Raw genomic sequence first — 26,571 nt, 5'->3', positions numbered from 1 at the left:
TGTCGCCACGCATGACCATCCCCACCCCTCAGCGTAGCTGGGGAGCCGCCCTGAGCATTTACCTGCGCGCCCCCGTGATCACCATGCTGTTCCTGGGCTTCTCGGCCGGCTTGCCGTTCCTGCTGGTGTTCTCGACCCTTTCGGCCTGGCTGCGCAGCGACGGTGTCCAGGTAGCCGCCATCGGGTTCTTTGCCTGGATCGGCATGCTCTATTCGATCAAGTTCTTCTGGGCACCGGTGGTGGATCGCCTGGCCCTGCCCGCGTTGACGCGCGCCTTCGGCCAGCGACGCGGCTGGATGCTGCTGGCCCAGGCGATGATTGCCGGCGGGCTGGTGGGTCTGGCCAGCCTCGACCCGCAGCAGAACCTGGCGCTGGTGGCCGGCTTCGCCCTGCTGGTGGCCTTCGGCTCGGCCACCCAGGACATCGCCATCGATGCCTTTCGCATCGAATCGGCGCCGGACGACATGCAGGCGGCCATGGCCTCGACCTACATCATCGGCTATCGCGGCGGGCTGCTGGCCGCCGGGGCCGGCGCCCTCTACGTGGCCGCATGGCTCTCCTGGCAGGCCGCCTACCTGACCATGGCGCTGCTGGTCGGCGTGGGGGTCATCACGGTGCTGCTGCGCCCCGAACCCGAGCGGCTGTCGCTGACCACCCAGTTGATTCACGAACCCCGAGTGCGCGCCTTCATTCGCCTCAGCCGCGGCAAGCCGCGCCTGCTGCGCCGGATGGGTGCCTGGCTGATCGGCGCGGTGGTGTGCCCCTTCACCGATTTCGTCTCCCGGCATCGGCTCAAGGCGCTGTGGCTGCTGATGTTCGTGGCGGTGTTCCGCATCAGCGACCTGGCGATGGCCTCGATGGCCAATCCGCTCTACATCGACATGGGCTTTTCGCTGGAGACCATCGCCAACGTCACCAACGTGTTCGGCATCGCCATGAGCATCGGCGGCGGCATCCTGGGCGGGCTGCTGGTGGCGCGCTACGGCATCGGCCCGATCCTGGTGCTGGGGGCGACGGCGGCAACCTTGACCAACCTGCTCTTCGCCGGCCTGGCGCTGGCCGGCCAGAGCCTGCCGATGCTGGTGATGGCGATCGTCGGCGACAACCTGGCCAATGGCCTGGCCAGCGCGGTGTTCATCGCCTTCCTGTCGAGCCTGACCTCGCGCGCCTACACCGCGACCCAGTACGCGCTGTTCTCTTCACTGATGACACTGCCGGGCAAGTTCCTGAGCGGCTTCGGCGGGATGGTCGTGGCGGCGGAGGGTTACGCCACCTTCTTCGTCATTTCCACGGCGCTGGGGCTGCCGGCCATCGCGCTGGCGATCTGGATCAGCCGCGACAAGGCACTGGTGCCGCCCCCCGCCCCCCGCGCGGCCTGACGCAGCGTCTCAGGCGTCGATCTGCTCCTGCAGCCACGCCAGCGCTCCCGGCGTGGTGCGCCACTGATCGCGCATCAGCGTCCGGTACTGCCATGCCTCGGCGCGGGTGCCGGGCTCGGCGACGCTGTCCGGGCCCGACGGCACGGGACGGGTCTGCTCGGCGCACAGCATGGGCAACGCATGGGGGTTGTGGCGGCGCACCTCGCGCAGCGCCTCGTTGGCCTCGTCGAGGCGCTCCAGCCGGAACAGCGCCAGCGCCCGACCCATCAACAGCCCCAGTACCGGGGTGTCATCGCGGCGGGTCTCGGTCACGGCCAGCGCCTCACGGTCGCGCCCCTCACGCAGCAGCTGGTCGAGCACCAGCTCCTGCAGGCCCAGGCTGTCCTGGTCGTCGAGCGTCAGCAGCCGCTCGGCCAGGCGACGGGAGCGCTCCCGAGCCCCTCGCTCCATGCCGACCACGAGGGCCAGGCCGGTACGCAGCAGCACGGCATTGTCGGCACTGTCCCACAGGAAGGGACCCTCACCCTCGCCGCGGATCCGCTCGAGCCAGCGCTCCAGGCGATCGGCGAGCGGCTCGAACAGGCTCGGCGACATCCACGGCAGGCTGCCGAAGCGGCTGGTCAGGGCCAGGGTGAGCGACTCCACCACTCGCGGCGAGTCGAGCCACTCGGGATGCGCGCAGAGTTCGCGCAGCCAGTCACCGGCCTGGATCCAGGGATCGCCCTTGAGGCCCAGCGCGCTCTCGTCATCCACCTCGACCTGGAAATGCTTCTGCCAGGCGGCGTACAGGGTGTCCTCCCGCGCGCTGCTGTGGTACTCCAGCTCCCCTGCGGCCGTGCGGCGCACGTCCAGGCCGCGCGCAGTGGGCAATTCCGCCAATAGCTCCTGCAGCGAGGCCAGCGGCTCGGCCAGGTCCTCCTCGGCGTTGAGCAGCTGGTCGGCCAGGGTAGCGCCGGGGTTTTCCGCCAGGTCGGCGAGGAACTGCAGCTGGTCAGGCTCCAGTTCGCCCTTGCGCGCCAGGCGACGGAACCAGAAGCGCGCGCGTTCGGCGGCCTCCTCCTCGTGCCCCTCGTGCAGCAGCAGCATGGCCTCGATATAGGCCAGGGTCGGCGAGTCGGGCAGCGCCTGCTGGGCGCGCACGAAGGCGGAACGGGCGCTGTCGAGGTCGTCGTTGTCCAGGTGCATCAGGCACAGCCGCTCCAGGGCCACGCCGCGCAGGAACAGCGGGCCGCGCTCGAGCACCTCGTCGAGCAGTTCGGCACGCTTGCGGATGAAGCCGCGCTCCTGGTAGAGATCGATCAACAGCTCGAAGGCCGGCTCGGCCTGGGCCGGCAGGCGCGACCAGTCGGCACGCTGGAACAACGACTCGAGGATCTGCTGGGCACGCCCGCGCTGGCCCGTCTCGGCGGCGATCAGCCCGGCCTCGAGCAGGGCCTGGGCGGGGGCGTGGCCGCTCTCGAGCGCCGCCTTGAGCGTGGGCCCCTTCCAGTCGCGCAGCGAAAGCATCCACATCAGGTGGTCGGGTACTTCGGCGGGCATCGCGACGGCACCGCAACAGTGCTTGGTCTTGCGCCCGGAGTCGCACCAGCAGGGTTCGTTGCGGCCGGGGCGCGCCAAGGGTTCGCAGGTAAAGCCGGCGCGTTCGAGCGGGGTCTGGCTCCACAGGATCGGTGCCAACGCCTGGGCCATGGCCAGGTCGCCGCCCATCAGCTCGGCACCCTCCTCACGCGCCCAGGCCATCAGGGCCGGATAGCGCTCCTCCTCACGGATGGCTGCCAGGGCCCCCGACGCATAGCCCAGCAGCTGTTCCACCCATACTGCCAGCATCACACTCTCCGCCAGTTCAAAAGGCGAATATAGTAACAGGGAAGCGCGGCTCGGTGCTGCACGCAAGAGCGGTCGCACATGGCTCAACGCCTCGCCCAGGCCAGCAGTGGCCGGGTGCGGGCGTGCATGTCGAGGCGGGCCCCCAGGCGCACCAGATTCCAGTAGTGCCCGTTCAGCGTGCGCGACAGCAGCAGCACGTCGGCCGGCGGCTGCAGGCGGTCCATGGCCGCCCAGACTCGGGGCGTGAGATCGCGCAGGCGGCGATGCACTCGAACGTCCGAAAAGTCCTGGGGCCCGGGCGCGAACAGCGGCGCCACCGCCTCGGCGGCATCGCGATACAGCGCCAGCGGCGCCCCCTGCCCCTGGCGTCCGCCCAGCCGGCGCAGGGCCTCATCCATGGCCATGGGGTCGCCGGCCAGGGTGGCGTCGAGCAGCTGCATCATCGCCTTGAGGTGCGCCTCGGGCACCGGGATCACCGCGCCCAGGTCGTAGATCACCAGCCGGCCTGCCGCGTCGACGGCGAAGTTGCCGGCATGCGGGTCGGCGTGCAGTTCGCCGTGGACGAACAGTTCCTCGGTGAGCCAGTCGGCCAGCGTCGCGGCGATGCGCTGACGCAGGGTGTCGTCCGCTCCTTCCAGCTCGCGCAGCGGCGTACCGGCCACATGGCGCATGGCCAGTACGCGCGGGCCGGAGAACTCGGGAAGCGGCTCGGGTATCGCCAGGCCCGCCAGATGCGCATAGCGCTGGCGATAGCGCGCCAGGGCGCAAGCCTCGGCGTGATAGTCGAGTTCGCTGCGCAGGCTGGCAGCCAGTTCCTCGAACAGCGCATCCAGGCGCGCCTGGGGCACCTTGAACCAGCGCCCCAGGCGCATGATGCGCTGGAGCTGAGCCAGGTCGCCCTCCAGCACCTCGGCCAGCCCCGGGTACTGTACCTTGAGCACCAGGGAATCGCCGCCATGGGTCACCGCACGATGCACCTGTCCCATGGAAGCACTGGCGAAGGGCCTGGTTTCGATCTCGCGGAAGTTGTCGCCCAGCTCGCCGTACTGCTCGACCAGGGTACGCTGTATGCCTTCCCACGGCATCGGCTCGGCCTGGCGCTGCAGGCGCCCAAGCTCGTCGGCGAGGTCCGGCGGCAGCAGGTCGTCCCACTGCGCCATGATCTGGGCCAGCTTCATCGCCGGGCCCTTGAGTTCGGAAAGCCCCTCGAACAGGGTCTCGCCCAGCGCGCGCCAGTCCGCCTCGCCGCCGAGCCGACTGCGCAGCAGGGTGCCGCCGGTACGCGCCCCGAGTCCGAACAGTCGCCGTGTCCTACCCCGTTCCCGCATGATGGCACTCCTCTGCCTGACGGTGGCCTTCGCGACGGGGATGATACCGCACGCGGCGCCCTAACCCCCTGGCCTCGATGGTCGATTACTGTAAGAATATCCACCAACACGACTGCACGGAAGGGTGACATGCGCCTGATCATCGCCGAAAAACCCAGCCTGGCCCGGGCCATCGCCGACGCCCTGCCGGGTGGCGTACGCCGCGAGGACGGTGCCCTTCACGCCGGCGACAGCGTGGTGACCTGGTGCCTCGGACACCTGCTGGAGCAGGCCCCGCCCGATGCCTACGACCCCGCCTTCAAGCAGTGGCGACTGGACCATCTGCCAATCCTGCCAAGCCGCTGGCAGCTAACCCCGCGGCCCAAGGCCAGGGGGCAGCTCGCCGTCATCCGCAAGCTGCTCAAGCAGGCCCGCGAAGTGGTGCATGCCGGCGATCCGGATCGCGAAGGGCAACTGCTGGTTCAGGAAGTGATCGAACACCTTGGCTGGAAGGGGCCGGTGGCACGCCTGCTGGTCAGCGACCTCAACCGGCCGGCGGTGCAGCGCGCCCTGGCGCGACTGGAAGACAACGCCCGCTACCAGCCGCTCTACCGGGCCGCCGAGTCGCGCGCCCGCGCCGACTGGTTGTACGGCATCAACCTCACTCGTGCCTGGACCTTGACCGGGAGACAGGCCGGCCACGAGGGCGTGCTCTCGGTGGGCCGGGTACAGACCCCGGTGCTCGGGCTGGTGGTCCGCCGTGACGCCGAGATTCGAGGCTTCGTCGCCTACCCCTTTTACGTCTTGTGGGTCGACCTGGCGGTCGCCAACGGCCCGCTGCGCGCCTGGTGGCAGCCCGGCGAAAGCCACCGACTCGACGACCAGGGGCGGCTGCTCGAGCGCGCACCGGCCGAGGCCCTGGCCGCGCGCCTGCCCGGCGCCGAGGGACGGCTCACCTCGCTCGAGACACGCCAGAAGCGCCAGTCGGCCCCGCTGCCCTATTCGCTCTCGGCGCTGCAGGTGGACGCCGCGCGCCGCTTCGGACTCTCCGCCCAGGCGGTGCTGGACATCTGCCAGCGGCTCTACGAGCGCCACAAGCTGATCACCTACCCTCGCTCGGACTGTCGCTACCTGCCCCAGGAGCACCTGGCCCAGGCGCACGCGACCCTGAGTAGCGCCTGCGGCCAGGATGAGACCCTTCGCGGCTGGCTCGCCGGCGCCGACTTCGCCCTGCGCTCCAAGGCCTGGGACGACAAGAAAGTGGGCGCTCACCATGCCCTCGCCCCCACCGGCAAGCCGGCCGCACTCGAGCGGCTGGAGCGCGCCGAGGCCGACGTGTTCCGCCTGATTGCACGCAACGTGCTGGCCCAGTTCTACCCACCCTTGATCGCGCGCGAGGTCAAGGCGGAGTTCAGCATCCTCGACGAGTGCTTCCGCGCCAGCGGCCAGGAGCTGCTCCAGCCCGGCTGGAAGCCGCTGTTCACCACCCGCGAGGAGGCGCCGCCGCTGCCGGCCATGCGCGAGGGAGAGCCCTGCCGGGTCCAGGCCTGCGAGGTCGAGGAGCGCGAGACCCGACCGCCCGAGCCGTTCACCGACGCCAGCCTGATCAAGGCGATGATGAACATCGCCCGCTACGTGGACGACCCCGCGGTCAAGCGCACCCTGCGTGAGCACGACGGACTGGGCACCGAGGCCACCCGTGCCGGGATCATCGAGACCTTGATCGAGCGCGGCTACCTGGTGCGCCGACACAAGACCCTGCGCGCCACCCGCCTCGGCAGCGGCCTGATCGCCTCGCTGCCCGAGGCCGCTTCACGCCCGGAGCGCACCGCCTTGTGGGAGCAGCGCCTGACGGCCATCGCCGAACGCGACGACGACCCCGCACCGTTCCTCGCCGCACTGGTCGATGACCTGCGCAGCCTGCTGGGCAGCGCCGATGCGGGCCGGCTGCGCCAGGCCATGGCCACGGCACAGGGCGAAGCCACCGACGTGGCGAAACGGCGCACAGCGGCCGGCAAGAGCCGACGTGGGCGCAGCGCCTCGGCCCGGACACGCCGCAAGCCACGCGCGAAGGCATGATGCCGCTTGCTCTGGCAACCCGCCGCGGTATGCTGGCTGCCGGTGTTCGTCTCACAAGGCTTCACATGAACGACCAGACCCACCTGATCGTGGGCCCCGGCGCCCTGGGCCGCCTGCTGGCGCTGTCCCTGGCCGAGGTCGCACCGGTGGCGCTCGCCGGGCGGCGGATGCTGCCCGCGATCCAGACGCTGACCACACCGGACGGCAGCCGCCGGTCCCGCCGCGTTGCGACGTTCGAGGTCGGGCGACTGCCATCCGCGACGCCGGCCTTCGTACACCTGACCACCAAGGCCTACGATGCCGAAGCCGCCTACGCTGCTGTCATGGCGCGGCTGGCCGGCGCGCCGACGCTGGTGCTGTGGCAGAACGGCTATCGGGTACAGCCCGACCTCGACCGCCGCCATCCGGGGCCGGTGCTGTGCGCCTCCACCACCGAGGGGGCCTGGCTGGCCGGTGACGACGGCGTGGTGCATGCCGGCCGTGGCGTGACCTATGTCGGCGACCTCGCCAATCGCCACTCCCGGCGCTGCCTTGAGCTGGCTACCCTGCTCGGCCAGGCGGGGCTGGCCGCCGATGCTGTGGAGGACATCGAAACGCGACTGTGGCACAAGCTGGCGGTGAACGCGGCCATCAACCCGCTGGTGGCGCGCTTTCGTATCCGCAACGGCCAGCTGCGCGATCGCCCCTTCCGCCCCATGGTGGAGCGGGTCATCGACGAAGTGGCCAGGATCATGGCGGCAGAGGGCATTTCGCCCCCCGCAGGAGGCTGGGACGCGCTGGTGTGGCGGGTGGTGGCGGCAACCGCCGGCAACCGCGCCTCCATGTTGCAGGACGTGCTGGCCGGAAGGCCCACGGAGCGCGAGGCCATTCTCGGGCCCCTGCTGGCCGCCGCCCGTCGTCACGATATCGCCGCCCCCTGCCTGAGCGAACTCGACGACTCCCTGCTCGTCGCCCCGAGCCAGCGTTGAGAAGTCGTCTGGCGATCGCGCTATCGTGCTGCTAAGCTCTTGGAATTAGCTTCGTACGCCCAAGCTAGGCGCGTGTTTCGCTTCGCCGGTTCCGGAAAGCGACGCGTATCGCACAGGGAAATGGGTCAGAAACATGAGCACGTGTTTCAGAGGTGCCATCACCGTGGCCGCCGGCCTCACGCTGTTGCCCCTCGTGGCCATGGCAGATGCAGGCTTGCCTCAGGGTGAGCGCGCCCCCCCGTACAGCGAGCAAGCCGCCTACGCCGAGGCCTCTCGCGACCTGCTGGCATCCCTGACCTTCTCACCGCTGAATCGACCCTCCTACGCCAGCAGAACCAGCGACCTGATGTACCTCGACAACGGGGTCGTGCTGGAGGGGGGCGACCTCGAGACGCTCGATGGCCACACTTCGGGCTTTCGCGTGACGGCGGGGTTCTCGCCCGCAGACCTGCCACACCTCGACCTCGGTGCCGAGTTCACCTATCGCGAAAGCGATGAGGTCCCGACCCGCTACGCCGACCAGGCCATGCTGGTCAACACGACCACCCTGGGCGGCAGCCTGGTCGCAGGGGTACGCATGGGCCGGTTCGGGCTCTACGCCAAGTCGGGTTTCGCCGAGTGGGAGGGCGACCCGGTGACCCAGGGCGAGCCGCTTTACGCAGCGGCGAACGGCACCGCCCGCATCCAGGGCTTCGGCGCCCGACTTCAGCACAACCGGCTGGTGAGCCGGCTGGAGTTCGAGGAGATCGACGCGCCCAGCATGGCCCACCTGAACCTGATCACGGCCTCGCTCCACTACGCTTTCTAGGTGGCCGGCCCTGCTTCGGCGTGCCGAACCATAGATCGTTTAGGTTGGCCCTACCCCTATTGTCATAGCCGGGTGTTCTTACGCATCATGGCCTATAGTGAACTGGCTGGTCGCGCACTGCCGTGGCCACCATCCCTGAACCTGTTCCTGGAGTCACGAAGATGAGTCTCAGAATCGGCGATACCGCGCCCGATTTCACGGCGCAAACCACCCAGGGTACGCTGAACTTTCACGAATGGATCGGTGACAGCTGGTGCATTCTCTTCTCGCACCCCAAGGACTTCACCCCGGTGTGCACTACCGAGCTGGGCTACATGGCCAGGCTCAAGCCCGAGTTCGACAAGCGCAACACCAAGATCATCGGCCTGTCGGTGGATCCGGTCGACAACCACGCCGCCTGGGCCAAGGACATCGAGGAAACCCAGGGCACCGCGCCCAACTACCCGATGATCGGCGACGACAAGCTCGAAGTCGCCAAGCTCTATGACATGCTGCCCGCCGAGGAGAGCGGCAGCGCCGAGGGCCGCACGCCGGCCGACAACGCCACGGTGCGTTCGGTGTTCATCATCGGGCCGGACAAGAAGGTCAAGGCGATGCTGGTCTACCCGATGACCTCGGGCCGCGACTTCAACGAGGTGATGCGCCTGCTCGATTCGATCCAGCTCAACGCCAAGCACACCGTGGCTACGCCGGTGAACTGGCGACCCGGGGACGATGTGATCATCCCCCCAGCGGTCAGCGACGAGGAGGCCAAGAAGAAGTACCCGGAAGGCTTCACCACCATCAAGCCCTACCTGCGTACCGTCAAGCAGCCCCAGTAAGACACGGCTGAACCTACTGCACATGAATCGCCCCGGCCAAGCCGGGGCGATTCATGTCTGGGCGTAACGACAGGACCAAGGCGCGAGCGCAGACACTCGTTAGCCCGTGTTGCGCAACCCCGCGGCAATCCCCGCCATGGTCACCATCAACGCGCGCGAGAGTTCGCCGCTGATGGCGCCGTCGGCGTCGCGGTTACGTTGCAAAAGCTCCGCCTGGAGGCCATGCAGCGGGTCGATGTAGGGGTTGCGTACCTCGATCGCCTGGCGGATCAGAGGGGTCTGTTCCAGCAGCTGCGGCTGGTCGAGAATTTCCAGCACCACCGACTGCAGCCGGGTGAAGCGCTGGCGCAGCTGGGCGCCCAGCTCCTTGAGCGCCGGCTCGTCGACCAGGCGCTGTTCGTAGTAGGAGGCGATGCCCACGTCAGCCTTGGCCAGCAGCATCTCCAGCATGTCCAGGTAGGTGCCGAAGAAGGGCCAGCGATCGCGCATCTCGCGTAGCACCTCGAGGCCGCCCTCCTCCTCGATCCGCGCCGAGAACGCTTCGCCGCTGCCCAGCCAGGCCGGCAGCATCAGGCGAATCTGGGTCCAGGCGAAGATCCACGGAATTGCACGCAGGGTCTCCACCCCGCCATCCTGGCGACGCTTGGTCGGGCGCGAGCCCAGCGGCAGATGCCCCAGCACGCCCTCCGGCGTCACCGCGCGGAAATAGGGCACGAAGTCGGGATCCTCGCGTACCACGCCGACATAGGCGCGGTGGGCGATCCCGGCCAGCCGGTCCATCTCCTCACGCCAGTGCGGCTCGGGCGCCGGCGGCGGCAGCAGGCTCGCCTCCAGCACCGCACAGGCGTAGATCTCCATGGAACGCAGGGCGATGTCGGGCTGGCCGAACTTGAAGCGGATCATCTCGCCCTGCTCGGTGACGCGCAGGCTGCCGTTCACCGAGCCCGGCGGCTGGGACAGGATGGCCGCATAGGCCGGACCACCGCCGCGCCCCACCGCACCGCCGCGGCCATGGAACAGGGTCAGGTCGACGCCGTGGTGACGGCACACCTCCACCAGCCGCTCCTGCGCGCGGTACTGGGCCCAGGCCGCCGCCAGCTGGCCGGCGTCCTTGGCCGAATCGGAGTAGCCGATCATCACCTCCTGGCGCTCGCCGGCCAGTGCCCGATAGCCCGGCAGCGCCAGCAGGCGGTCGATCACGTCGCCGGCGCGGTTGAGGTCGTCGAGAGTCTCGAACAGCGGGGCGATGGGCAGCGACACGACACCCCCGACCTCCTTCATCAGCAGTGCCACCGTGAGCACATCGGAGGGCTGGCCGGCCATGGAGATGATGTAGGTGCCGAGCGCCTCGGACTGCTCGTTGGCGATGACCAGGAAAGTATCGAGAACCTCGCGGGTCTCGGCCGAGCACTCCCAGCGCCTCGGGATCAGCGGCCGGCGCGATTCCAGCTCGGCCAGCAGGAAGGCCTGGCGCTGCTCCTCGCTCCAGTCGCGGTAGTGACCGAGCCCCAGGGTCTGGGTCAGTTCCTCCATGACCAGGGCGTGGCGGCTCGCCTCCTGGCGGATGTCGAGCTTGGTCAGGGTCACGCCGAATACCGCCACTCGACGCAGGGTGTCGAGCAGGGCGCCGTTGGCGATGGTGTCGAGGCCCACATCGCACAGCGAACGGTAGCAGGTAAGCAGCGGCGCGTAGAGCTGGTCGCTGTTCTCGATGATCGGACCACCCTCGTAGCTGCGCCCGTCGAGCTGGGCCTTGGCCCAGTCGCGGGTCGCCTCGACCCGCTGCAGCAGTCGCTTGAGCAGCTCGCGGTAGGGCTCGGCGACGTTGCCCACCTCGGCGCGCAGCGCGCTGTTGCACTTCCACATGGAAAGCTCGGCCTTGAGCTGTTCCAGGTCGCGCAGGTAGAGGTCCGCCGCCATCCAGCGCCCCAGCAGCAGCACCTCACGGGTGACCCGCGAGGTGACGTTGGGATTGCCGTCGCGGTCGCCGCCCATCCACGAGGCGAAGACGATCGGTGCGGCATCCAGCGGCAGGCGCTCGCCGGCGGATTCAAGCAGCAGGCTGTCGAGATCGCGGTGGAACGCCGGCACCGCCTGCCACAGCGAGTTCTCGATCACCGCGAAGCCCCACTTGGCCTCGTCCACCGGCGTCGGCCGTTCGTGACGGATCTCGTCGGTGTGCCAGGCCTGACTGATCAGCTCCTCGAGGCGCCCACGGGCGCGGCTGGCCCGCTCGGGATAGTCCAGCGAGGATTCGATCACGGTGAGGCACTCATCGATGGCATCGTACTTCTGGATCAGGGTTCGCCGGATGACCTCGGTGGGGTGGGCGGTCAGCACCAGCTCCACGCGCATGGTGGCCAGGCTCTCCACCAGCTTGCGCGGCGCATGGCCGGCATGGCGAGCCCGCTCGAGCAGTTCCGACAGCACCGGCTGCGAACCGGGCTTGTAATCCTCCACGCGACGAAAGCGCGCCCGGTAGTGCTGCTCGGCGATGTTGGCCAGGTTGAGGAACTGGTTGAACGCACGGGTGACCGGCAGCAGGTCGCGGTCGGGCAGCTTGCGCAGGTACTCGATCAGCTCGCGACTGCTCTGCACGTCCCCCTGTCGGCCGCTCTTGGCCAGGCCGCGGATGGTCTCGATGCGGTCGACGAAGCCCTTGCCCAGGTCATCGGCGATGGTGCGGCCCAGGCTGTCGCCGAGGATGCGTACGTTGTCGCGTAGGGATTCGTGCAGATCGCCACTCATGGTCGATCTCCTCCTGAAGTCGATTCGAAATGTCCCGCTGAGGGTGCGGAAGCTGTGCGCTCGAGCTGCTTGGCCTCTTGCCAATGCGCCTCCATGGTGGCCAGGTCGACGTCGCGGGTGGTCACGCCGCGCTCGGCCAAGGCCGATTCGACGTGGCGGAAGCGCCGCTCGAACTTGGCGTTGGTCTCGCGCAGGCACTGCTCGGGGTCGGCCTTGAGGGTACGCGCCAGGTTGGTCACGGCGAACAGCAGGTCGCCCACTTCGCGTGCCGCATGGCGGTGGTCGCCCTCGGCCAGGGCCTGCTCGACCTCGTCGAGCTCCTCGCGGATCTTGGCGATCACGCCGGCGGCGTCGGGCCAGTCGAAGCCCACCCGGGCCGCGCGCTTGGAGAGCTTGGCGGCACGCGACAGCGCCGGCAGCAGGCGCGGCACGTCGTCGAGCACCGAGGCCGGCGTCTCCTCCTCGCCGCGGGCGGCACGTTCATCTGCCTTGAGCGACTCCCAGCGGCTGTTGACCAACTGCGTCTCGACCTGCTCGGCACTCACGCCGGGCGGGCGACGCGACGCCAGGGTACCATCGGGAAAGACGTGGGGATGGCGACGCACCATCTTGTCGGTCAGGGTGTGCACCACGTCGTGGAAGTCGAAGCGCCCCTCTTCCCGGGCGAACTGGCTGTAGTAGACCACCTGGAACAGCAGGTCGCCGAGTTCGCCGGGCAGCTCCTCCCAGGCACGACGCTCGATGGCATCGGCCACCTCGTAGGCCTCCTCGAGGGTGTGCGGCACGATGCTGTCCCAGTCCTGCTCGAGATCCCACGGACAGCCCTGCCCGGGGTCGCGCAGCACGGCCATCAGGGTCAGCAGCTCGTCGATGTCGTGACGCCGCTCGCTCATGGGCCGCTCCCCTTGTGCTTGGCTCCCTTGGCGCCCGTGCGCAGGCGCTGGACCTCGATCACGTTGGACAGCTGCTGGATGCGCGAGAACAATCTGCCCAGCGTCTCCAAGCCATCGACTTCCACGGTGATGCGCATGCGGGCGATGCCGTCGCGGGTATCGGTCAGGGTGTTCACCGACAGCACGTTGACCTTCTCGTTGCCGAGAATGCCGGTGACGTCGCGCAACAGGCCGGAACGGTCCCAGGCCTGTATCTCGATGTCGACCGGGTATTGGGTACGGGCACGCTGCCCCCACTCCACCTCGATGACCCGCTGCGGCTCGTCCAGGCGCAGCTGCAGGATGTTGGGGCAGTCCTGACGATGCACGGTGACGCCGCGGCCCTGGGTGATGAAGCCGACGATCGGCTCGCCGGGCACCGGATGGCAGCAGTTGGCCATGCTGGTCTTGAGATTGCCCACGCCGAGCACGGTGATGTCGCTGGCGGCCCCCTTGCCCGAGTCGCGCCGCGGCTTGGCCAGCAGGCGATCGAGCTGCTCCTGGTCGTCGGTCTCGCCGAACAGCTGCTGGGCCTGGTGCAGTACCTGGCCGATGCGAAGGTCCCCCGCCCCCAGCGCAGCGTACATGTCCTCGGGGGTCTGGTAGTTGACTTTCTGCGCCAGGGTGGCGAGGTCCATGTCCTCCACGTCGAGACGCTTCATCTCGCGATCGAACAGCGCCTTGCCTTCCTCCAGGTTCTGCTCGCGGGCCTGGTGCTTGAACCACGACTGGATCTTGGCCCGCGCGCGCGAAGTGCGCACGTAGCCGAGGCTGGGGTTGAGCCAGTCGCGGCTGGGACCGCCCTTGCTGGCGGTGAGGATCTCGACCTGTTGGCCGGTCCTTAGCTTGTAGGTGAGCGGCACGATGCGGCCATCGACCTTGGCCCCGCGGCAACGGTGGCCGACCTCGGTATGCACCCGGTAGGCGAAATCGATGGGCGTGGCGATGCGCGGCAGGTCGATGACGTGGCCGTCCGGCGTGAACACGTAGATGCGGTCCGGCGCCACGTCGCTGGAGAGCCCTTCGCGCAGGTCGCTGAAGTCGCCGACCTCGTCCTGCCACTCGAGGACCTGGCGCAGCCAGGCGATCTTCTCCTCGTAGCTGGTACTCTTGCCGCCGGTGTCGTGCCCCTTGTAGCGCCAGTGGGCGCAGACGCCGAGCTCGGCCTCGTCGTGCATGGTGAAGGTGCGGATCTGGATCTCCAGCACCTTGTTCTCGGGCCCCAGCACGGCGGTGTGCAACGACTGGTAGCCGTTCTTCTTGGGGTTGGCGATGTAATCGTCGAACTCGTTGGGCACGTGGTGCCAGCGCGAGTGCACCAACCCCAGCACGGTGTAGCAGTCGGCCACCTCCGGCACCAGGATGCGCACCGCGCGCACGTCGTTGACCTGGGAGAAGTCGATGCGCTTGCGCTTCATCTTGCGCCAGATCGAGTAGATGTGCTTGGCGCGACCGTTGACCTCGTACCGGTTGATGCCCTGGGCCTCGAGCATGCCCTTGAGGGTTTCGACCACGTCGTGGATGTAGCGGTCGCGGTCGAGGCGCTTCTCGGCCAGCTGACGGGCGATCGCCTTGTAGTCGTCCTCGTGCAGGTAGCGGAAGGAGAGGTCCTCGAGCTCCCACTTGACCTGACCGATGCCCAGCCGATGGGCCAGCGGGGCATAGATGTCGAACACCTCGCGGGCCACCTGCAGGCGCTTCTCGCGCGGGGCGTCCTTGACCTGGCGCAGCGCACAGGTGCGCTCGGCGATCTTGATCAGCGCCACGCGCACGTCGTCGATCATCGTGACCAGCATCTTGCGCAGGTTGTCCTGCTGGTCGTGCTGGACCAGGCCTTGGCTGGGCACCTGGGCGTTGCTGATGGCCGCCATCTGCAGCACGCCCTCGATCAGGTGCGCCACTTCCTTGCCGAACTGGCGCGCCACGGCATCGGCAGAGATCAGCCCTTCGCGCACGGCGCGATAGAGCACGGCGGCTTCGAGTGCCGGCTGATCGAGCTTGAGCAGGGCCAGGATGTCCGCCATCTCGAGGCCCATGCGGTAGGTCGTGTCCTGGGGCAGCCAGGCCTTGTGGGGGCGGTCGGCCTCCCGGGTAAGGCGCCTGGCGAGTTCACACGCCTCGCGCATTTCCCCCGGGTCGCGCAGCTTGACGTCTTCCTGAAGGCGCTCCAGCCAGTGACCGATATCGACGTCACCATTGTCCGTCAGTGGCTGATCGTCGCGAACTTTCACCATCTCTAGGCTCCTTGCGATGACGGCCGCGTTGCACCGTATTCGAGCAGCAACAGGGACTCCAGGTGCGAGGTGTGCACGAACATGTCGGCCACCGCCACCCGAGTGAGACGATAACCGCCATGCACGAGTCGTGCCGCATCGCGCGCCAGCGTGGCAGGGTCACAGGCAATGTAGACCAGCCGCGCCACGGGGCGTTCGATCAATGCGCGACACACCGCATCGGCCCCGTCGCGGGGCGGATCCAGCACCACCGCCTCGGGCGCGAGCCGTGCCAGGAGCTGGGCCACGGCCACCTGGTCGTTGAGGTCGAGCTGCTGGGCCTCGATGTCGAGCCCGTTGCGCCTCGCATTGTGCTGAAGCCTGGCGACCATGGCAGGGCTGCCCTCCGCCGCCGTGACCACGGCGCCATCGAGCGCCAGCGGCAGGCCGAAATTGCCGATGCCGGCAAACAGGTCCAGCACGCGCTGGCCGGCCACCGGCGCCAGCCACTGCCGCGCCGTCGCCACCAGCGCCCGATTGATCTGGTCGTTGACCTGGATGAAATCACCCGGCGCAAAGCCGAGCTCGAGTTCCGCGTCGCCCCCGGGCAAGCGGTAGTCGAGCGCCGGCGCCTCGCCCAACCACTCCAGGCTCGGCGCCTCGCGCCCCAGCAGGCGAGCCACGACGACGCCATGGGCTTGGCCGAACGCCTGCCAGCGATGCCGGTCTGCGCGGTTGTCGCGCAGTTGGCGCACCACCACCACGCGATGCGTGGCGGATGCCACCAGCTCGAGGTGCCCGACCAGGCGTGGCGCTTCGAGCCCTGCCAACAGCTCGCGCAGCGGTTCGAGCAGCGCCGACAGGTCGGGTTGCAGCACCTGACAGGTCTCGATGTCGATCAGCCGGCTGGCGTGACGTGCGCGAAAACCGAGATGCACGCGCCCCTGGGCATCCACCTTGACGCCCAGGCGGGCTCGTCGGCGGTAGCCGAGCGCCTCTCCCGCCAGCAATTCGGGCGGCTCGGCCAGTTCGAGGCCCTCTCGCTGGAGCAGTTCGACGAGTACCGTCCGCTTGTGCTCGCGCTGGGCTTCGACGGCGAGATGCTGCAGGTCGCAGCCGCCGCACTGGCCATAGTGGAGGCAGGGAGGCTCGGCCCGCTCGGCCGCCGGCTCGAGCAGCTCGCGGACATGGGCCTCGTCGTAGCGCTTGCGCGTGCGGTGTACCGCCACCTCGACGCGCTCACCGGGCAGCGCCCCTTCGACGAACAGGGTCTTGCCGCTGGCCGCATGCGCCACGCCCCGGCCATCGTGGGCGAGCCGTTCGATGACCACCGTCGCCTCTGCCGCCGCTGTCGCGGCAGCCGGTGCGTCGCCCCCACGTCGTTGCAGCCCCGAGACGCCGGTTCGCTGTCGCGCCGGCCGTCGCTTGCCAAGCATTGCCACCTCAAGCCTCCGGAGCGAACAGCCCGGTCGAGAGATAGCGATCGCCGCGGTCGCAGACGATGAAGACGATCACCGCGTTCTCGACGCCCTCGGCAACGCGCAGTGCGCCCGCCAGGGCTCCCCCGGACGAGACACCGGCCAGGATGCCCTCCTCCCGGGCCAGGCGTCGCATGTGCTCTTCGGCCTCGTGCTGGCCGATGTCGAGCACGCGGTCGACCCGGCTGGCATCGAAGATGCTGGGCAGGTACGCCTTGGGCCAGCGCCGGATGCCGGCAATGCTGGCGCCGTCCTCCGGCTGCAGGCCTATGATCTGGATGTCGGGGTTGCGCTCCTTGAGGTACGCCGATACGCCCATGATCGTTCCCGTGGTGCCCATGGAACTGACGAAGTGGGTGATCGTGCCGCCGGTCTGCTCCCACAGCTCGGGGCCGGTACCGCGGTAGTGCGCCAGCGGGTTGTCGGGGTTGGCGAACTGATTGAGCGGCTTGCCCTCGCCGCGCGCGATCATCGTCTCGGCCAGGTCGCGCGCCTCCTCCATGCCGCCCTCCTTGCTGACCGTGATCAGCTTGGCGCCATAGGCCGCCATGGCCTGCTTGCGCTCGCTCGAGGCGCTCTCCGGCATGATCAGGATCATGCGGTAGCCCTTGATCGTCGCAGCCATGGCCAGCGCGATCCCGGTGTTGCCCGACGTGGCTTCGATCAGGGTATCGCCTGGCGAGATGTCGCCCCGGGCCTCGGCCTGCTCCAGCATCGACAGTGCCGGACGATCCTTCACCGAGCCGGCGGGATTGTTGCCCTCGAGCTTGGCCAGCAGCGTGTTGTTGCGCCCTGCCGTGATGTGCTTGAGGCGAATCAACGGCGTATGCCCAACGATATCCTCGATGGTAGGGAACTGCATGTAAGCGTCCTTAGGGTAAGGTCTTTTCGCTAGTATATCCGTGCCGTCAAGCGCTGGACAGGCATGCCTCGACAATGTGGCATACTGAGCGGAAAGGCCCGTGACCAAGGAATGCCGATGTCGCTCGGAAATCGCCTGACGCTGTGGATACTGTGTCTTCCCCTGCTGGTGCTGTTGCTCGTGGCGGCATTCGTGCTGCACCTGGATACCGAATGGCGCAAGGCGGCCCTGCACGACCGCATCATTACCGCCGTCGAACAGCAGGCCCCCGAAATGGCCCGGGCCGTCATCGAGGCCGACCAGTCGCGGCTGGACGGCATGGCCAGGCGCCTGCTGGACATCGAAGAGGCGCGCGGCGTGGGGATCTATTCCGACAGCGGCATGATCCAGCTGGAGCTGGGCCGCAATCGCGCCCAGGTCGCGACGACGCCACCGCTCGAGCAACACCTCGACACCAGCAGCGACCTCTGGCGCCTGATGGTTCCGCTCGCCCCCACCGACCTGGAGGGCAGCGTGACCAGCCGCACCTGGCTGGAGCTCGACGTGGACAGCCGCCCGCTCACCCTCGGCTACTATCGACGCCTCGCCATCACGGGGCTGGGCCTGCTGATCCTCGGGCTGCTGCTGTTCGTGATCGCATCGGCGCTCGGCCGGCGGGTGGACACCAGCCTGGACGATGCCGCCGAGGCATTGCGGCGGCTGCGTGGCGGCGACTTCGAGGCGCGCCTGGTCGAGGCCGGCGCCCCCGAGCTGCGGCGCCTGGCGCGCCATGTGAATGCACTCGGCGATGAACTCAGGCAATCCCACGAGAACATGCAGCGCCAGATCGAGCAGACCACCACCGACCTGGAAGAGTCGATGGAGACCATCGAGATAAAGAACATCGAACTCGACCTGGCCCATCGCAGGGCGCTCGAAGCCAACCGGATCAAGTCCGAGTTCCTGGCCAGCATGAGCCACGAGATACGCACCCCGCTCAACGGCATCGTCGGCTTCTGCCGCCTGCTGGGACGCTCGCGCCTCGAACCTCGCCAGCGCGAGTGGCTCGACCAGGTGCAGATCGCCTGCGACAACCTGCTCGCCCTGGTCAACGATGTGCTCGACTTCTCGCGCATGGAGGCTGGCCGCCTCGAGCTGGACCGCGCCGAACTGGACATGGTGTCGCTGGTCGACGAGGCGCTGGGCCAGCAGGCACCGCTGGCCCATCAGAAGGGGCTGCACCTGCTGGGCCTGGTCTACGACGACGTGCCTTCGCTGCTGCGTGGCGATCCGCTGCGCATCCGCCAGGTACTGACCAACCTGATCCACAACGCGCTGAAGTTCACCGAACAGGGCGAGGTCATCGTGAGGGTGATGCTCGAGGAGCAGAACGCCCAGGGCCGCGCCCTGCTGCGCGTCAGCATCAGCGACACCGGGATCGGGCTCACCCCGCAGGAACAGCACAGCCTGTTCCAGGCCTTCCGCCAGGCCGCCGCCAGCCACTCGCGCCACTATGGCGGCTCCGGGCTGGGCCTGGCGATCAGTCGCCAGTTGGTCGAGCAGATGGGCGGACAGATCACCGTGGAGAGCGAACCGTCACGGGGCTCGACGTTCTCCTTCACGTTGCCGCTGGACGTCATCGACGCCGCAGAGCTTGCGCCCGACCCCATCCTCGACAACGACCGGGTCGCCCTCTACGAGCCGCACGCGCCGACGCGTCACGCGCTGAATCACCTGCTCACGCTGTGGGGCGGCCAGGTGGAAGAGCTGCACCAGCCGGAGCTGACGCCGCCCTACCCGTCGCTGCTGGTCGCGGCGCTGCCCACCGAGCTGAACGAGGCGCTGCTCGACGAGTGGCGGGCGAGACTACAGGCGAGCCCCTGCCCGGTATTGCTACTGGTCAACGTCGCACCGCTCGACATGCCGGACCTGCACCTGCCCGGCGGCTGCGAGATCCTCAGCAAGCCGGCGTCGCGCCAGGCCCTGGCGGATGCCCTGCGCCGCTGCAGCAAGGCGAAACGCTGCCCTGACACCGTCAAGGAGCGTCAGACCCGCGTGCTGGTCGTCGATGACAATGCCATCAACCGCCGCCTGCTGCGCGAATTGCTGCAGCGCCCCGGTCTGGAACTGGTCGAAGCCGCCAGCGGTGAAGAGGCCCTGGCGCTGGCAGAGGGTCCCCCCTTTCACCTGGCTCTGATGGACATACGCATGCCGGGCATGGACGGCATCGAGACCACCCAGGCCCTGCGCCGCCTGGGCGGACACTGGTCGAACTGCCCGGTCATCGCGGTCACCGCCCATGCGCACGAGAGCGAACGCGAGCGGCTGCAGGCGGCGGGGATGCAGGAAGTGCTGGTCAAGCCGGTGGATTCCAACCGCCTGGAGGCCGTTCTGCATCGCCATGTCGGCCCGGCGACGTTACTGCCCACGCTACCCGCCGCGCAGGAGTCAGGGCTCGCCAGCGAGCTGGCCGTCGTCGACATGGAGCTCGGCACCCGCCTGGCCAACGGCAACGAGCGCCTGGCGCGCGAATTGCTGGGCGAGCTCGTCGCATCGCTACCGAAGACCGTGGGCGAGCTGCGCGACGCCCTGGCCACCGGCGCCCCCGAGAAGCTGCTGGACGTGGTGCATTCGCTCAACGGCGCCTGCCGCTACTGCGGTGCGCCCGAACTCGCCCTGGTGGCGGAAACGCTGGAAACGCGCCTGCGCTCGCGTGGGATGTCAGACGTCGACGCCTTGATCGACGACCTGTTCCAGGCCATCGAGCGCCTCGGCGAGTGGCATGCCGCGTATCAGGAGAACCCTTCCAGCACGACCATCGCCAGCGCCAGCTCGGCCTCGTCGCTCAAGGACAGATGAATGGCCCGGACCCCTGCCGTGGCGGCAAGCTCGTGAGCCCGCCCCGACAGCATCAATGACGGGCGACCCAGGGCATCGTTGGCCACTTGGATCTCGGCCCAGCGCATGCCATGACGCAACCCGGTGCCCAGCGCCTTGACGAAGGCCTCCTTGGCGGCGAAGCGCTTGGCGAGAAACGCCGCCCGGTCGCCACGCCTGGCCAGTTGCTCACGCTCCAACTCACCCAGCACGCGTGCCGGAAAGCGCTCCCCGTGGCGCACCATGGCGGCCTCGAAGCGCGCCACCCGGGCGATGTCGGTGCCGATGCCGATGATCATGCGTGATCGTGGTCGTGGTCGTGCGCCTCCAGCGAGGCGACGAAGCCAGCCTCCTGGCCGGCGATCACCAGCCGCTTCATCTCCGCCACCGCTTCCTTGAGCCCGACGAACAGCGCCCGGGCGATGATGGCATGGCCGATGTTGAGCTCGTGCAGCCCCGGAATCGCCGCGATCGCCTCGACGTTGTGGTAGTGCAGGCCGTGGCCGGCATTGACGGTGAGCCCAAGCTCCAGCGCCATCTCTGCCGCCGCCGTCAGCCGCGCGTGCTCCTGCCGCGCCGCTTCGCCGGTGCACTCGGCATAGGCCCCGGTGTGCAGCTCGATCACCGGCGCCCCGGCGCGACTGGCCGCCTCGATCTGGTCGGGCTCGGGGTCGATGAACAGCGACACCTCGCAGCCCGCCGCCGCCAGTCGCCGGCAGGCGGCGGAGATCGCATCGATATTGCCGGCCACGTCCAGGCCGCCCTCGGTGGTGAGTTCCTCGCGTTTCTCGGGCACCAGGCAGACGTGCGCCGGGCGGACCTCCTCGGCCAGCGTCAGCATCTCCTCGGTCACCGCCATCTCCAGGTTCATGCGCGTGTTGAGCACCTCGGTGAGAAGGCGCACGTCGCGCTCCTGAATGTGCCGTCGATCCTCGCGCAGGTGCACGGTAATGCCGTCGGCGCCGGCTTCCTCGACCAGCAGCGCCGCCTGGACGGGGTCGGGATAGCGCGTGCCGCGCGCCTGACGCAGCGTGGCGATGTGATCGATATTGACGCCGAGCAGTATGCGCGGGGGATGCATGACGTTCTCCAGCGGGTCGATAGGAAACGCTTTCAGTGTGAGGGGGAACGGCGCCGCTCGGCAAGCTGGCGCATCAGCTCGCGGGAGCGCAGCGGACGCGAACCGAGCAAGGGAGCCAGCGCCGCACGTGCAATCGCCTTGGCCGGGCCGGCCAGGCCCGGTGCCGCCCAGTCGCCGCCGGCCAGCAGGCGCAGGGTGCGCCCGTCGAGCCCCGGCTCGCCGGGCACGAAGGCCCGCGATGCGGCATCGAAGCGATAACGGCCGTGAGGGTCGAGTTCGCCGCCTTCCGGCGTGGTAAAGCGCGGCGAGGCGTCCAGCGTATCGAGCAGGGCGAATTCCAGGCGCCGCAGCGCCACGGCACGACCCTCCGGGCGTGGCAACGCCTCGAGCAGGGCGGCATAGAAGGCGAACACCTCCGGCGCCGGCAGCTCGACCGGCAGCGTTCGCGTCAGCAGCTCGTTGGCGTAGAGGCCGCACAGCAGGCCCTCGCCGGCGAGCAGCGCCGCCGCGCCGCGGCTCTCCATCAGGCGCAGGCGCTTGAGCTCGCCTTCGCCCACCCAGGTCACGTGCAGCGGGGCGAAGGGCTGCAGCCGACCCCGCGAGCGCGAGCCTGGGCGCTGCACCCCTTGGGCCACCGCACGCACACGGCCATGCTCGAGGGTGAACAGCTCGACCAGTGCACTGGTCTCGCGATAGGGGCGTTTATGAAGGAGAAAGGCCGGCTGCGGCTGCATGGTGGGTCGCCTGAACGAAGTGGGGACAAGCGCAGACAGGTCGGGGCAGTCTCAGTCCAGGTCGTAACCCAGGCTCTTCAGCGCCCGCTCGTCGTCCGACCAGCCGCGCTTCACCTTGACCCACAGGTTGAGCATGACCTTGGCGTCGAATGCGCGCTCCATGTCGAGCCGCGCCTCGCGGCCGATGCTCTTGATCCGCTCGCCCTTGTCGCCGATGAGGATCTTCTTCTGTCCGTCTCGCTCCACCAGGATGAGCGCGCTGATATGAACCACCCTGCCCTCGTCGCGGAACTCCTCGATCTCCACCGTGACCTGGTAGGGCAGCTCGTCGCCGAGCTGGCGCATGATTTTCTCGCGCACCAGCTCGGCCGCCAGGAAACGCTGGCTCCGGTCGGTGATCTGATCGTCGGGAAAATGATGGGTCCCCTCGGGCAGATGCTTGGCCACTTCCGCCTCGAGCTCCGGCACGTTGGTGCCATGCTTGGCCGAGATGGGAATGATGGCGGCAAAGTCGCGACGCGCTCCGACCTCGCCGAGCCACGGCAGCAGCGTGCTCTTGTCCTCGAGCCGGTCGACCTTGTTGACCGCGAGGATCACCGGCGCCTCGACGTGCTCGAGCCGCGCCAGCACCACCTGATCCTCGTCGGTCCAGCGCGTACGGTCGATGATGAAGACCACGCAGTCGACGTCGCGCAGGGCCTGGGTGGCCGCCTGGTTCATGAAGCGATTGATCGCCTTGTTACGGTCGCGCCCGAGGATGTGGATGCCCGGCGTATCGACGTAGATGAACTGCGCTTCCCCCTCGGTCTTGATACCCATGACCTGATGCCGGGTGGTCTGGGGCCGGCGTGAGGTGATCGAGACCTTCTGACCGAGAATCCGGTTCATCAGGGTCGACTTGCCGACGTTGGGGCGACCAACGATGGCCACGAAGCCACATGTCTCGCTCATGCTTTCTGTCCCTTGCGATTCTCCAACTGGAGCAGCGCGAGTTCGGCGGCCTGCTGCTCGGCGTGGCGGCGGCTGGACCCAGTGCCCAGGGTGTGGGAAGCCAGCAGTTCGACGTGACACTCCACGGTGAAGGTCTGGTCGTGGGCCTCGCCCTCCACCGAGACGACCTCGTAGCGCGGCAATGGCGACTGGCGCGACTGCAGAAACTCCTGCAAACGGGTCTTGGGATCCTTCTGGGTGTCCTGCAGGTCGATCGACTCCAGGCGCTCGGCGTACCAGGCCAGCACGCGGGCCCGGGCCACGTCCATGCCGGCATCGAGATAGATCGCCCCGAGCACGGCCTCGACCGCGTCGGCGAGGATCGAGTCGCGCCGGTGCCCGCCGCTCTTCATCTCGCCGGAACCCAGGCGAAGGCACTCGCCGAAGGCCATCTCGCGGGCCAGCTCGGCCAGGGTCTGGCCACGTACCAGGCGCGCGCGCAGACGCGACAGCTGCCCTTCCCGGGCCTGCGGGAAGCGTTCGTACAAGGCCTCGGCGATGACGAAGTTGACGATGGAGTCGCCGAGGAACTCCAGTCGCTCGTTGTTCTGGCCTCCGAAGCTGCGGTGGGTCATGGCCAGTTCCAGCAGCGAGTCGTCGCGAAAACTGTGGCCGATGCGGCGGCTGAAGGCGGTAAGGGATTTGCTCACGTCATTCCTGTTATTTCTGGTCCATCAATGGATGCGGCGAACCTGGGTAAAGCTGGGCAAGCCACCATCCCAGTGCATCCACACGGCGAACGCCCGGCCGACGACGTTCTCCTCGGGCACGAAGCCCCAGTAGCGGCTGTCGTTGGAATGATCGCGGTTGTCACCCATGGTGAAATAGTGCCCGTCGGGCACGACGATCTCGCGCACGCGGGGACCCGGGTCACGTGGGTTATTGTAGATACGATGGCTGACCTCGCCCAGTCGCTCCTCCAGCAGCCACTCGCCGGGCGCCGAGGAAGGCGTCTCGTCCAGCAGTTGCTTGGGCACGAGTTCTCCATTGACGTAGAGCTGCTTGTCCTCGTAGCGCACGGTGTCGCCCGGCAGCCCGACCACCCGCTTGATGAAGTTCACCGAGGGTTCGCTGGGAAAGCGGAATACCATCACGTCGCCGCGCTCGGGCTCGCCGAGTTCGAGGACGCGGGTATGGGTCACCGGCAGGCGCAGGCCGTAGGCGTACTTGTTGACCAGGATGAAATCGCCCACCTCGAGGGTCGGACGCATCGAACCGGAAGGGATCTGGAACGGCTCCACCAGGAAGCTGCGCAGCAGCAGCACCACCAGCAGCACGGGGAAGAAGGAGCGCGCATAGTCGACCGGCCAGGGCTCCTTCATCGCCCGCTCACGGGCGGTCTCGTCGAGTCCTTCGGTGGTGCCCGCCTCCACGGCGGCCAGCCTCTGGCGCCGGGCGGGACGCAGCCAGACGATGTCGAGCAGCCAGATCAGGCCGGTGGCGGCCACGGCCACCACCAACAAAAGTGAAAAATCCATAGCGTCGGCGTTCCTAGTCGTTCACCTTGAGCACGGCCAGGAAGGCGTCCTGGGGAATTTCCACCCGACCGACCTGTTTCATGCGTTTCTTGCCCGCTTTCTGCTTCTCGAGCAGCTTCTTCTTGCGCGTCACGTCACCGCCATAGCACTTCGCGGTGACGTTCTTGCGCAGCGCCTTGACCGTGGAGCGCGCCACCACCTGGCCGCCGATGGCGGCCTGGATCGCCACGTCGAACATCTGGCGCGGAATCAGTTCCTTCATCTTCTCGACCAGCACGCGGCCGCGCGAATGGGCATGGTCGCGGTGGATGATCACCGCCAAGGCGTCGACCCGGTCGCCGTTGATCAACACGTCCAGGCGCACCAGCTTGGCCGCCTCGAAGCGCTCGAAGTTGTAGTCCAGCGAGGCATAGCCCTTGGAGATGGACTTGAGGCGGTCGAAGAAGTCCATCACCACTTCGCTCATGGGCAGCTCGTAGGTGAGCTGGATCTGGCTGCCGAGGAACTGCATGTCGAGCTGGTTGCCGCGACGGTTCTCGCACTCCATGATGACGTTGCCGACGAACTCCTGCGGCACCAGGATGCTGGCACGCACGATCGGCTCGCGCATCTCATCCACGTCGGCCATGTCGGGCAATTTAGAGGGATTGGAGACGTACTTGACGTCGCCGTTCTTCATCGCCAGTTCATAGACCACGGTAGGCGCCGTGGTGAGCAGATCCAGGTCGTATTCGCGCTCGAGCCGCTCCTGGATGATCTCCATGTGCAGGGTGCCGAGGAAGCCGACGCGGAAGCCGAAGCCCAGCGCGTCGGAGTTCTCGGGCTCGTATTCCAGCGAGGCATCGTTCAGCGCCAGCTTCTCCAGCGCATCGCGGAAATCCTCGTAGTCGTCGGCGCTGACCGGGAACATGCCGGCATAGACCTGCGGCTTGACCTTCTGGAAGCCGGGCAAACGCGGCACATCCGGGGTCTTGGCGTGGGTGATGGTGTCGCCCACCGGGGCACCGTGGATATCCTTGATGCCGGCCACCACGAAACCCACCTCGCCGGCACGCAGGATATTGGTTTCCTTGCGCAGCGGCGTGAAGATGCCCACCTCGTTGGCCTGCCAGTCACGCCCGGTGGACTTGATGCGGATCTTCTCGCCCTTCTTCAGGGTGCCGTCGAAGATGCGCACCAGCGAGACCACGCCGAGGTAGTTGTCGAACCAGGAATCGATGATCAGTGCCTGCAGCGGCCCCTCGGGGTCGCCCTTGGGCGGCGGAATGTCGCGTACCAGGCGCTCGAGCAGCGCATCGATGCCGAGCCCGCTCTTGGCCGACACCTGACAGGCGTCGGTGGCGTCCAGCCCGATGATTTCCTCGATCTCGTGGGAGACCTTGTCGGGATCGGCCTGGGGCAGGTCCATCTTGTTGAGGACCGGCAGCACCTCGAGCCCCTGCTCGATGGCGGTGTAGCAGTTGGCCACCGACTGCGCCTCGACGCCCTGGGCCGCATCCACCACCAGCAGTGCCCCTTCGCAGGCATACAGTGAACGCGACACCTCGTAGGAGAAATCCACGTGCCCCGGGGTGTCGATGAAGTTGAGCTGGTAGGTATTGCCATCCTGGGCCTGGTAGTCGAGCGTGACCGACTGGGCCTTGATGGTGATGCCGCGCTCGCGCTCGAGATCCATCGAATCGAGCACCTGCTCCTTCAGTTCGCGCTCGGAAAGCCCACCGCAGGTCTGGATCAGGCGGTCCGCCAGGGTCGACTTGCCGTGGTCGATATGGGCAATGATCGAGAAATTCCGAATGTGCTTCAGTTTTTCGTTGCTTGCTTCGTTGCTCATCTAGCCCAATCCGGTGTTCGACACGAGCGCGGCAGCGGCAGAGTCATCGGCGCCCGCTAACGTCATGAGAATTCGATGGCCGGTATTGTACCGGCATGACCCGAGGTTGGACAGCTCAGCGGCCTGAGCCCTGAAAAAACACGAACACCTCCCGCCAAGGCGGGAGGTGTCCTGTACTC

At 68.0% G+C, this 26,571-nt stretch carries 20 protein-coding genes; 6 read left to right on the top strand and 14 right to left on the bottom strand.

Annotated elements, in window-relative coordinates; genetic code table 11:
- Positions 1 to 11: 11 nt before the first annotated feature.
- Positions 12 to 1,379, top strand: coding sequence for an MFS transporter (locus tag I4484_RS08525; protein ID WP_197450526.1), 1,368 nt, complete (start codon positions 12 to 14; stop codon positions 1,377 to 1,379).
- A 9-nt stretch (positions 1,380 to 1,388) separates the two neighbouring features.
- On the opposite strand, the gene I4484_RS08520 is transcribed toward I4484_RS08525, so the two are convergent.
- Both I4484_RS08520 and I4484_RS08515 read right to left on the bottom strand, forming a co-directional pair.
- The gene (locus tag I4484_RS08520) at positions 1,389 to 3,206 is read right to left on the bottom strand and encodes an SEC-C domain-containing protein (protein ID WP_197450525.1); all 1,818 of its coding nucleotides are present in this window, start codon (positions 3,204 to 3,206) and stop codon (positions 1,389 to 1,391) included.
- An 83-nt stretch (positions 3,207 to 3,289) separates the two neighbouring features.
- Positions 3,290 to 4,534, bottom strand: coding sequence for an AarF/ABC1/UbiB kinase family protein (locus I4484_RS08515; protein ID WP_197450524.1), 1,245 nt, complete (start codon positions 4,532 to 4,534; stop codon positions 3,290 to 3,292).
- Between the two features lie 129 nt (positions 4,535 to 4,663).
- Between I4484_RS08515 and I4484_RS08510 the strand changes: the two genes are divergently transcribed.
- The 4 genes from I4484_RS08510 to I4484_RS08495 all read left to right on the top strand — a co-directional run bounded on the left by I4484_RS08510 (position 4,664) and on the right by I4484_RS08495 (position 9,189).
- Entirely contained in the window at positions 4,664 to 6,592 is a 1,929-nt protein-coding gene (locus I4484_RS08510) for a DNA topoisomerase III (RefSeq protein ID WP_197450523.1), read from the top strand.
- A 65-nt stretch (positions 6,593 to 6,657) separates the two neighbouring features.
- Positions 6,658 to 7,560: a ketopantoate reductase family protein gene (locus tag I4484_RS08505; protein WP_197450522.1), complete on the top strand. Its 903-nt coding sequence runs from the start codon at positions 6,658 to 6,660 to the stop codon at positions 7,558 to 7,560.
- 133 nt (positions 7,561 to 7,693) lie between these two features.
- The gene (locus I4484_RS08500) at positions 7,694 to 8,368 is read left to right on the top strand and encodes a hypothetical protein (protein WP_197450521.1); all 675 of its coding nucleotides are present in this window, start codon (positions 7,694 to 7,696) and stop codon (positions 8,366 to 8,368) included.
- Positions 8,369 to 8,529: 161 nt separating this feature from the next.
- Positions 8,530 to 9,189: a peroxiredoxin gene (locus I4484_RS08495; protein ID WP_197450520.1), complete on the top strand. Its 660-nt coding sequence runs from the start codon at positions 8,530 to 8,532 to the stop codon at positions 9,187 to 9,189.
- A 99-nt stretch (positions 9,190 to 9,288) separates the two neighbouring features.
- Here the strand turns inward: I4484_RS08495 and ppc are convergent, their stop codons facing one another.
- Genes ppc through cysM form a run of 5 tightly spaced genes read right to left on the bottom strand, consistent with a single transcriptional unit; the run spans position 9,289 to position 17,422 of the window.
- A complete protein-coding gene (gene ppc, locus I4484_RS08490) occupies positions 9,289 to 11,937 on the bottom strand; it encodes a phosphoenolpyruvate carboxylase (protein WP_197450519.1) in 2,649 nt (882 codons plus the stop codon).
- The gene (gene mazG / locus I4484_RS08485; RefSeq protein ID WP_197450518.1) at positions 11,934 to 12,830 is read right to left on the bottom strand and encodes a nucleoside triphosphate pyrophosphohydrolase; all 897 of its coding nucleotides are present in this window, start codon (positions 12,828 to 12,830) and stop codon (positions 11,934 to 11,936) included. Before mazG ends, ppc begins: the two co-directional genes overlap by 4 nt.
- Complete coding sequence (gene relA, locus I4484_RS08480; protein ID WP_197450517.1) at positions 12,827 to 15,103, bottom strand: GTP diphosphokinase; 2,277 nt, start codon at positions 15,101 to 15,103, stop codon at positions 12,827 to 12,829. Before relA ends, mazG begins: the two co-directional genes overlap by 4 nt.
- A 2-nt stretch (positions 15,104 to 15,105) precedes the next feature.
- Positions 15,106 to 16,524 (bottom strand): TRAM domain-containing protein, encoded by a 1,419-nt coding sequence (locus tag I4484_RS08475; protein ID WP_197450516.1) that lies wholly within the window; start codon positions 16,522 to 16,524, stop codon positions 15,106 to 15,108.
- A 1-nt stretch (position 16,525) separates the two neighbouring features.
- On the bottom strand, positions 16,526 to 17,422 hold the full coding sequence (gene cysM, locus I4484_RS08470; RefSeq protein ID WP_197450515.1) for a cysteine synthase CysM: 897 nt from the start codon (positions 17,420 to 17,422) through the stop codon (positions 16,526 to 16,528).
- Positions 17,423 to 17,539: 117 nt separating this feature from the next.
- On the opposite strand from cysM, the gene I4484_RS08465 reads away from it, so the two are divergent.
- Entirely contained in the window at positions 17,540 to 20,260 is a 2,721-nt protein-coding gene (locus I4484_RS08465) for an ATP-binding protein (protein ID WP_197450514.1), read from the top strand.
- Here the strand turns inward: I4484_RS08465 and acpS are convergent.
- The 7 genes from acpS to lepA are packed head-to-tail and all read right to left on the bottom strand — an operon-like array spanning position 20,194 to position 26,392.
- Positions 20,194 to 20,577 carry a holo-ACP synthase gene (gene acpS, locus I4484_RS08460; protein ID WP_197450513.1) on the bottom strand — a complete coding sequence of 128 codons (384 nt, stop codon included), beginning with the start codon at positions 20,575 to 20,577 and terminating at the stop codon, positions 20,194 to 20,196. The two genes, I4484_RS08465 and acpS, sit on opposite strands and share 67 nt — an antisense overlap.
- Positions 20,574 to 21,359, bottom strand: coding sequence for a pyridoxine 5'-phosphate synthase (gene pdxJ / locus I4484_RS08455; RefSeq protein ID WP_197450512.1), 786 nt, complete (start codon positions 21,357 to 21,359; stop codon positions 20,574 to 20,576). Before pdxJ ends, acpS begins: the two co-directional genes overlap by 4 nt.
- A gap of 32 nt (positions 21,360 to 21,391) precedes the next feature.
- Complete coding sequence (gene recO, locus I4484_RS08450) at positions 21,392 to 22,093, bottom strand: DNA repair protein RecO (RefSeq protein WP_197450511.1); 702 nt, start codon at positions 22,091 to 22,093, stop codon at positions 21,392 to 21,394.
- A 51-nt stretch (positions 22,094 to 22,144) separates the two neighbouring features.
- Complete coding sequence (era, locus tag I4484_RS08445; protein ID WP_197450510.1) at positions 22,145 to 23,044, bottom strand: GTPase Era; 900 nt, start codon at positions 23,042 to 23,044, stop codon at positions 22,145 to 22,147.
- On the bottom strand, positions 23,041 to 23,733 hold the full coding sequence (gene rnc, locus I4484_RS08440) for a ribonuclease III (protein WP_197450509.1): 693 nt from the start codon (positions 23,731 to 23,733) through the stop codon (positions 23,041 to 23,043). The genes era and rnc overlap by 4 nt, the downstream gene beginning before the upstream one ends.
- A gap of 24 nt (positions 23,734 to 23,757) precedes the next feature.
- A complete protein-coding gene (gene lepB / locus I4484_RS08435; protein ID WP_197450508.1) occupies positions 23,758 to 24,561 on the bottom strand; it encodes a signal peptidase I in 804 nt (267 codons plus the stop codon).
- A 13-nt stretch (positions 24,562 to 24,574) separates the two neighbouring features.
- Complete coding sequence (lepA, locus tag I4484_RS08430) at positions 24,575 to 26,392, bottom strand: translation elongation factor 4 (RefSeq protein WP_197450507.1); 1,818 nt, start codon at positions 26,390 to 26,392, stop codon at positions 24,575 to 24,577.
- Positions 26,393 to 26,571: the final 179 nt, after the last annotated feature.

The sequence above is a fragment of the Halomonas sp. SS10-MC5 genome (genome assembly GCF_015992245.1).
In the GTDB taxonomy this organism is placed as follows: Bacteria; Pseudomonadota; Gammaproteobacteria; order Pseudomonadales; family Halomonadaceae; genus Halomonas; species Halomonas sulfidoxydans.
The sequence above is the reverse complement of the archived record's forward strand: the minus strand, read 5'-3'. Positions and strand labels throughout refer to the sequence as shown.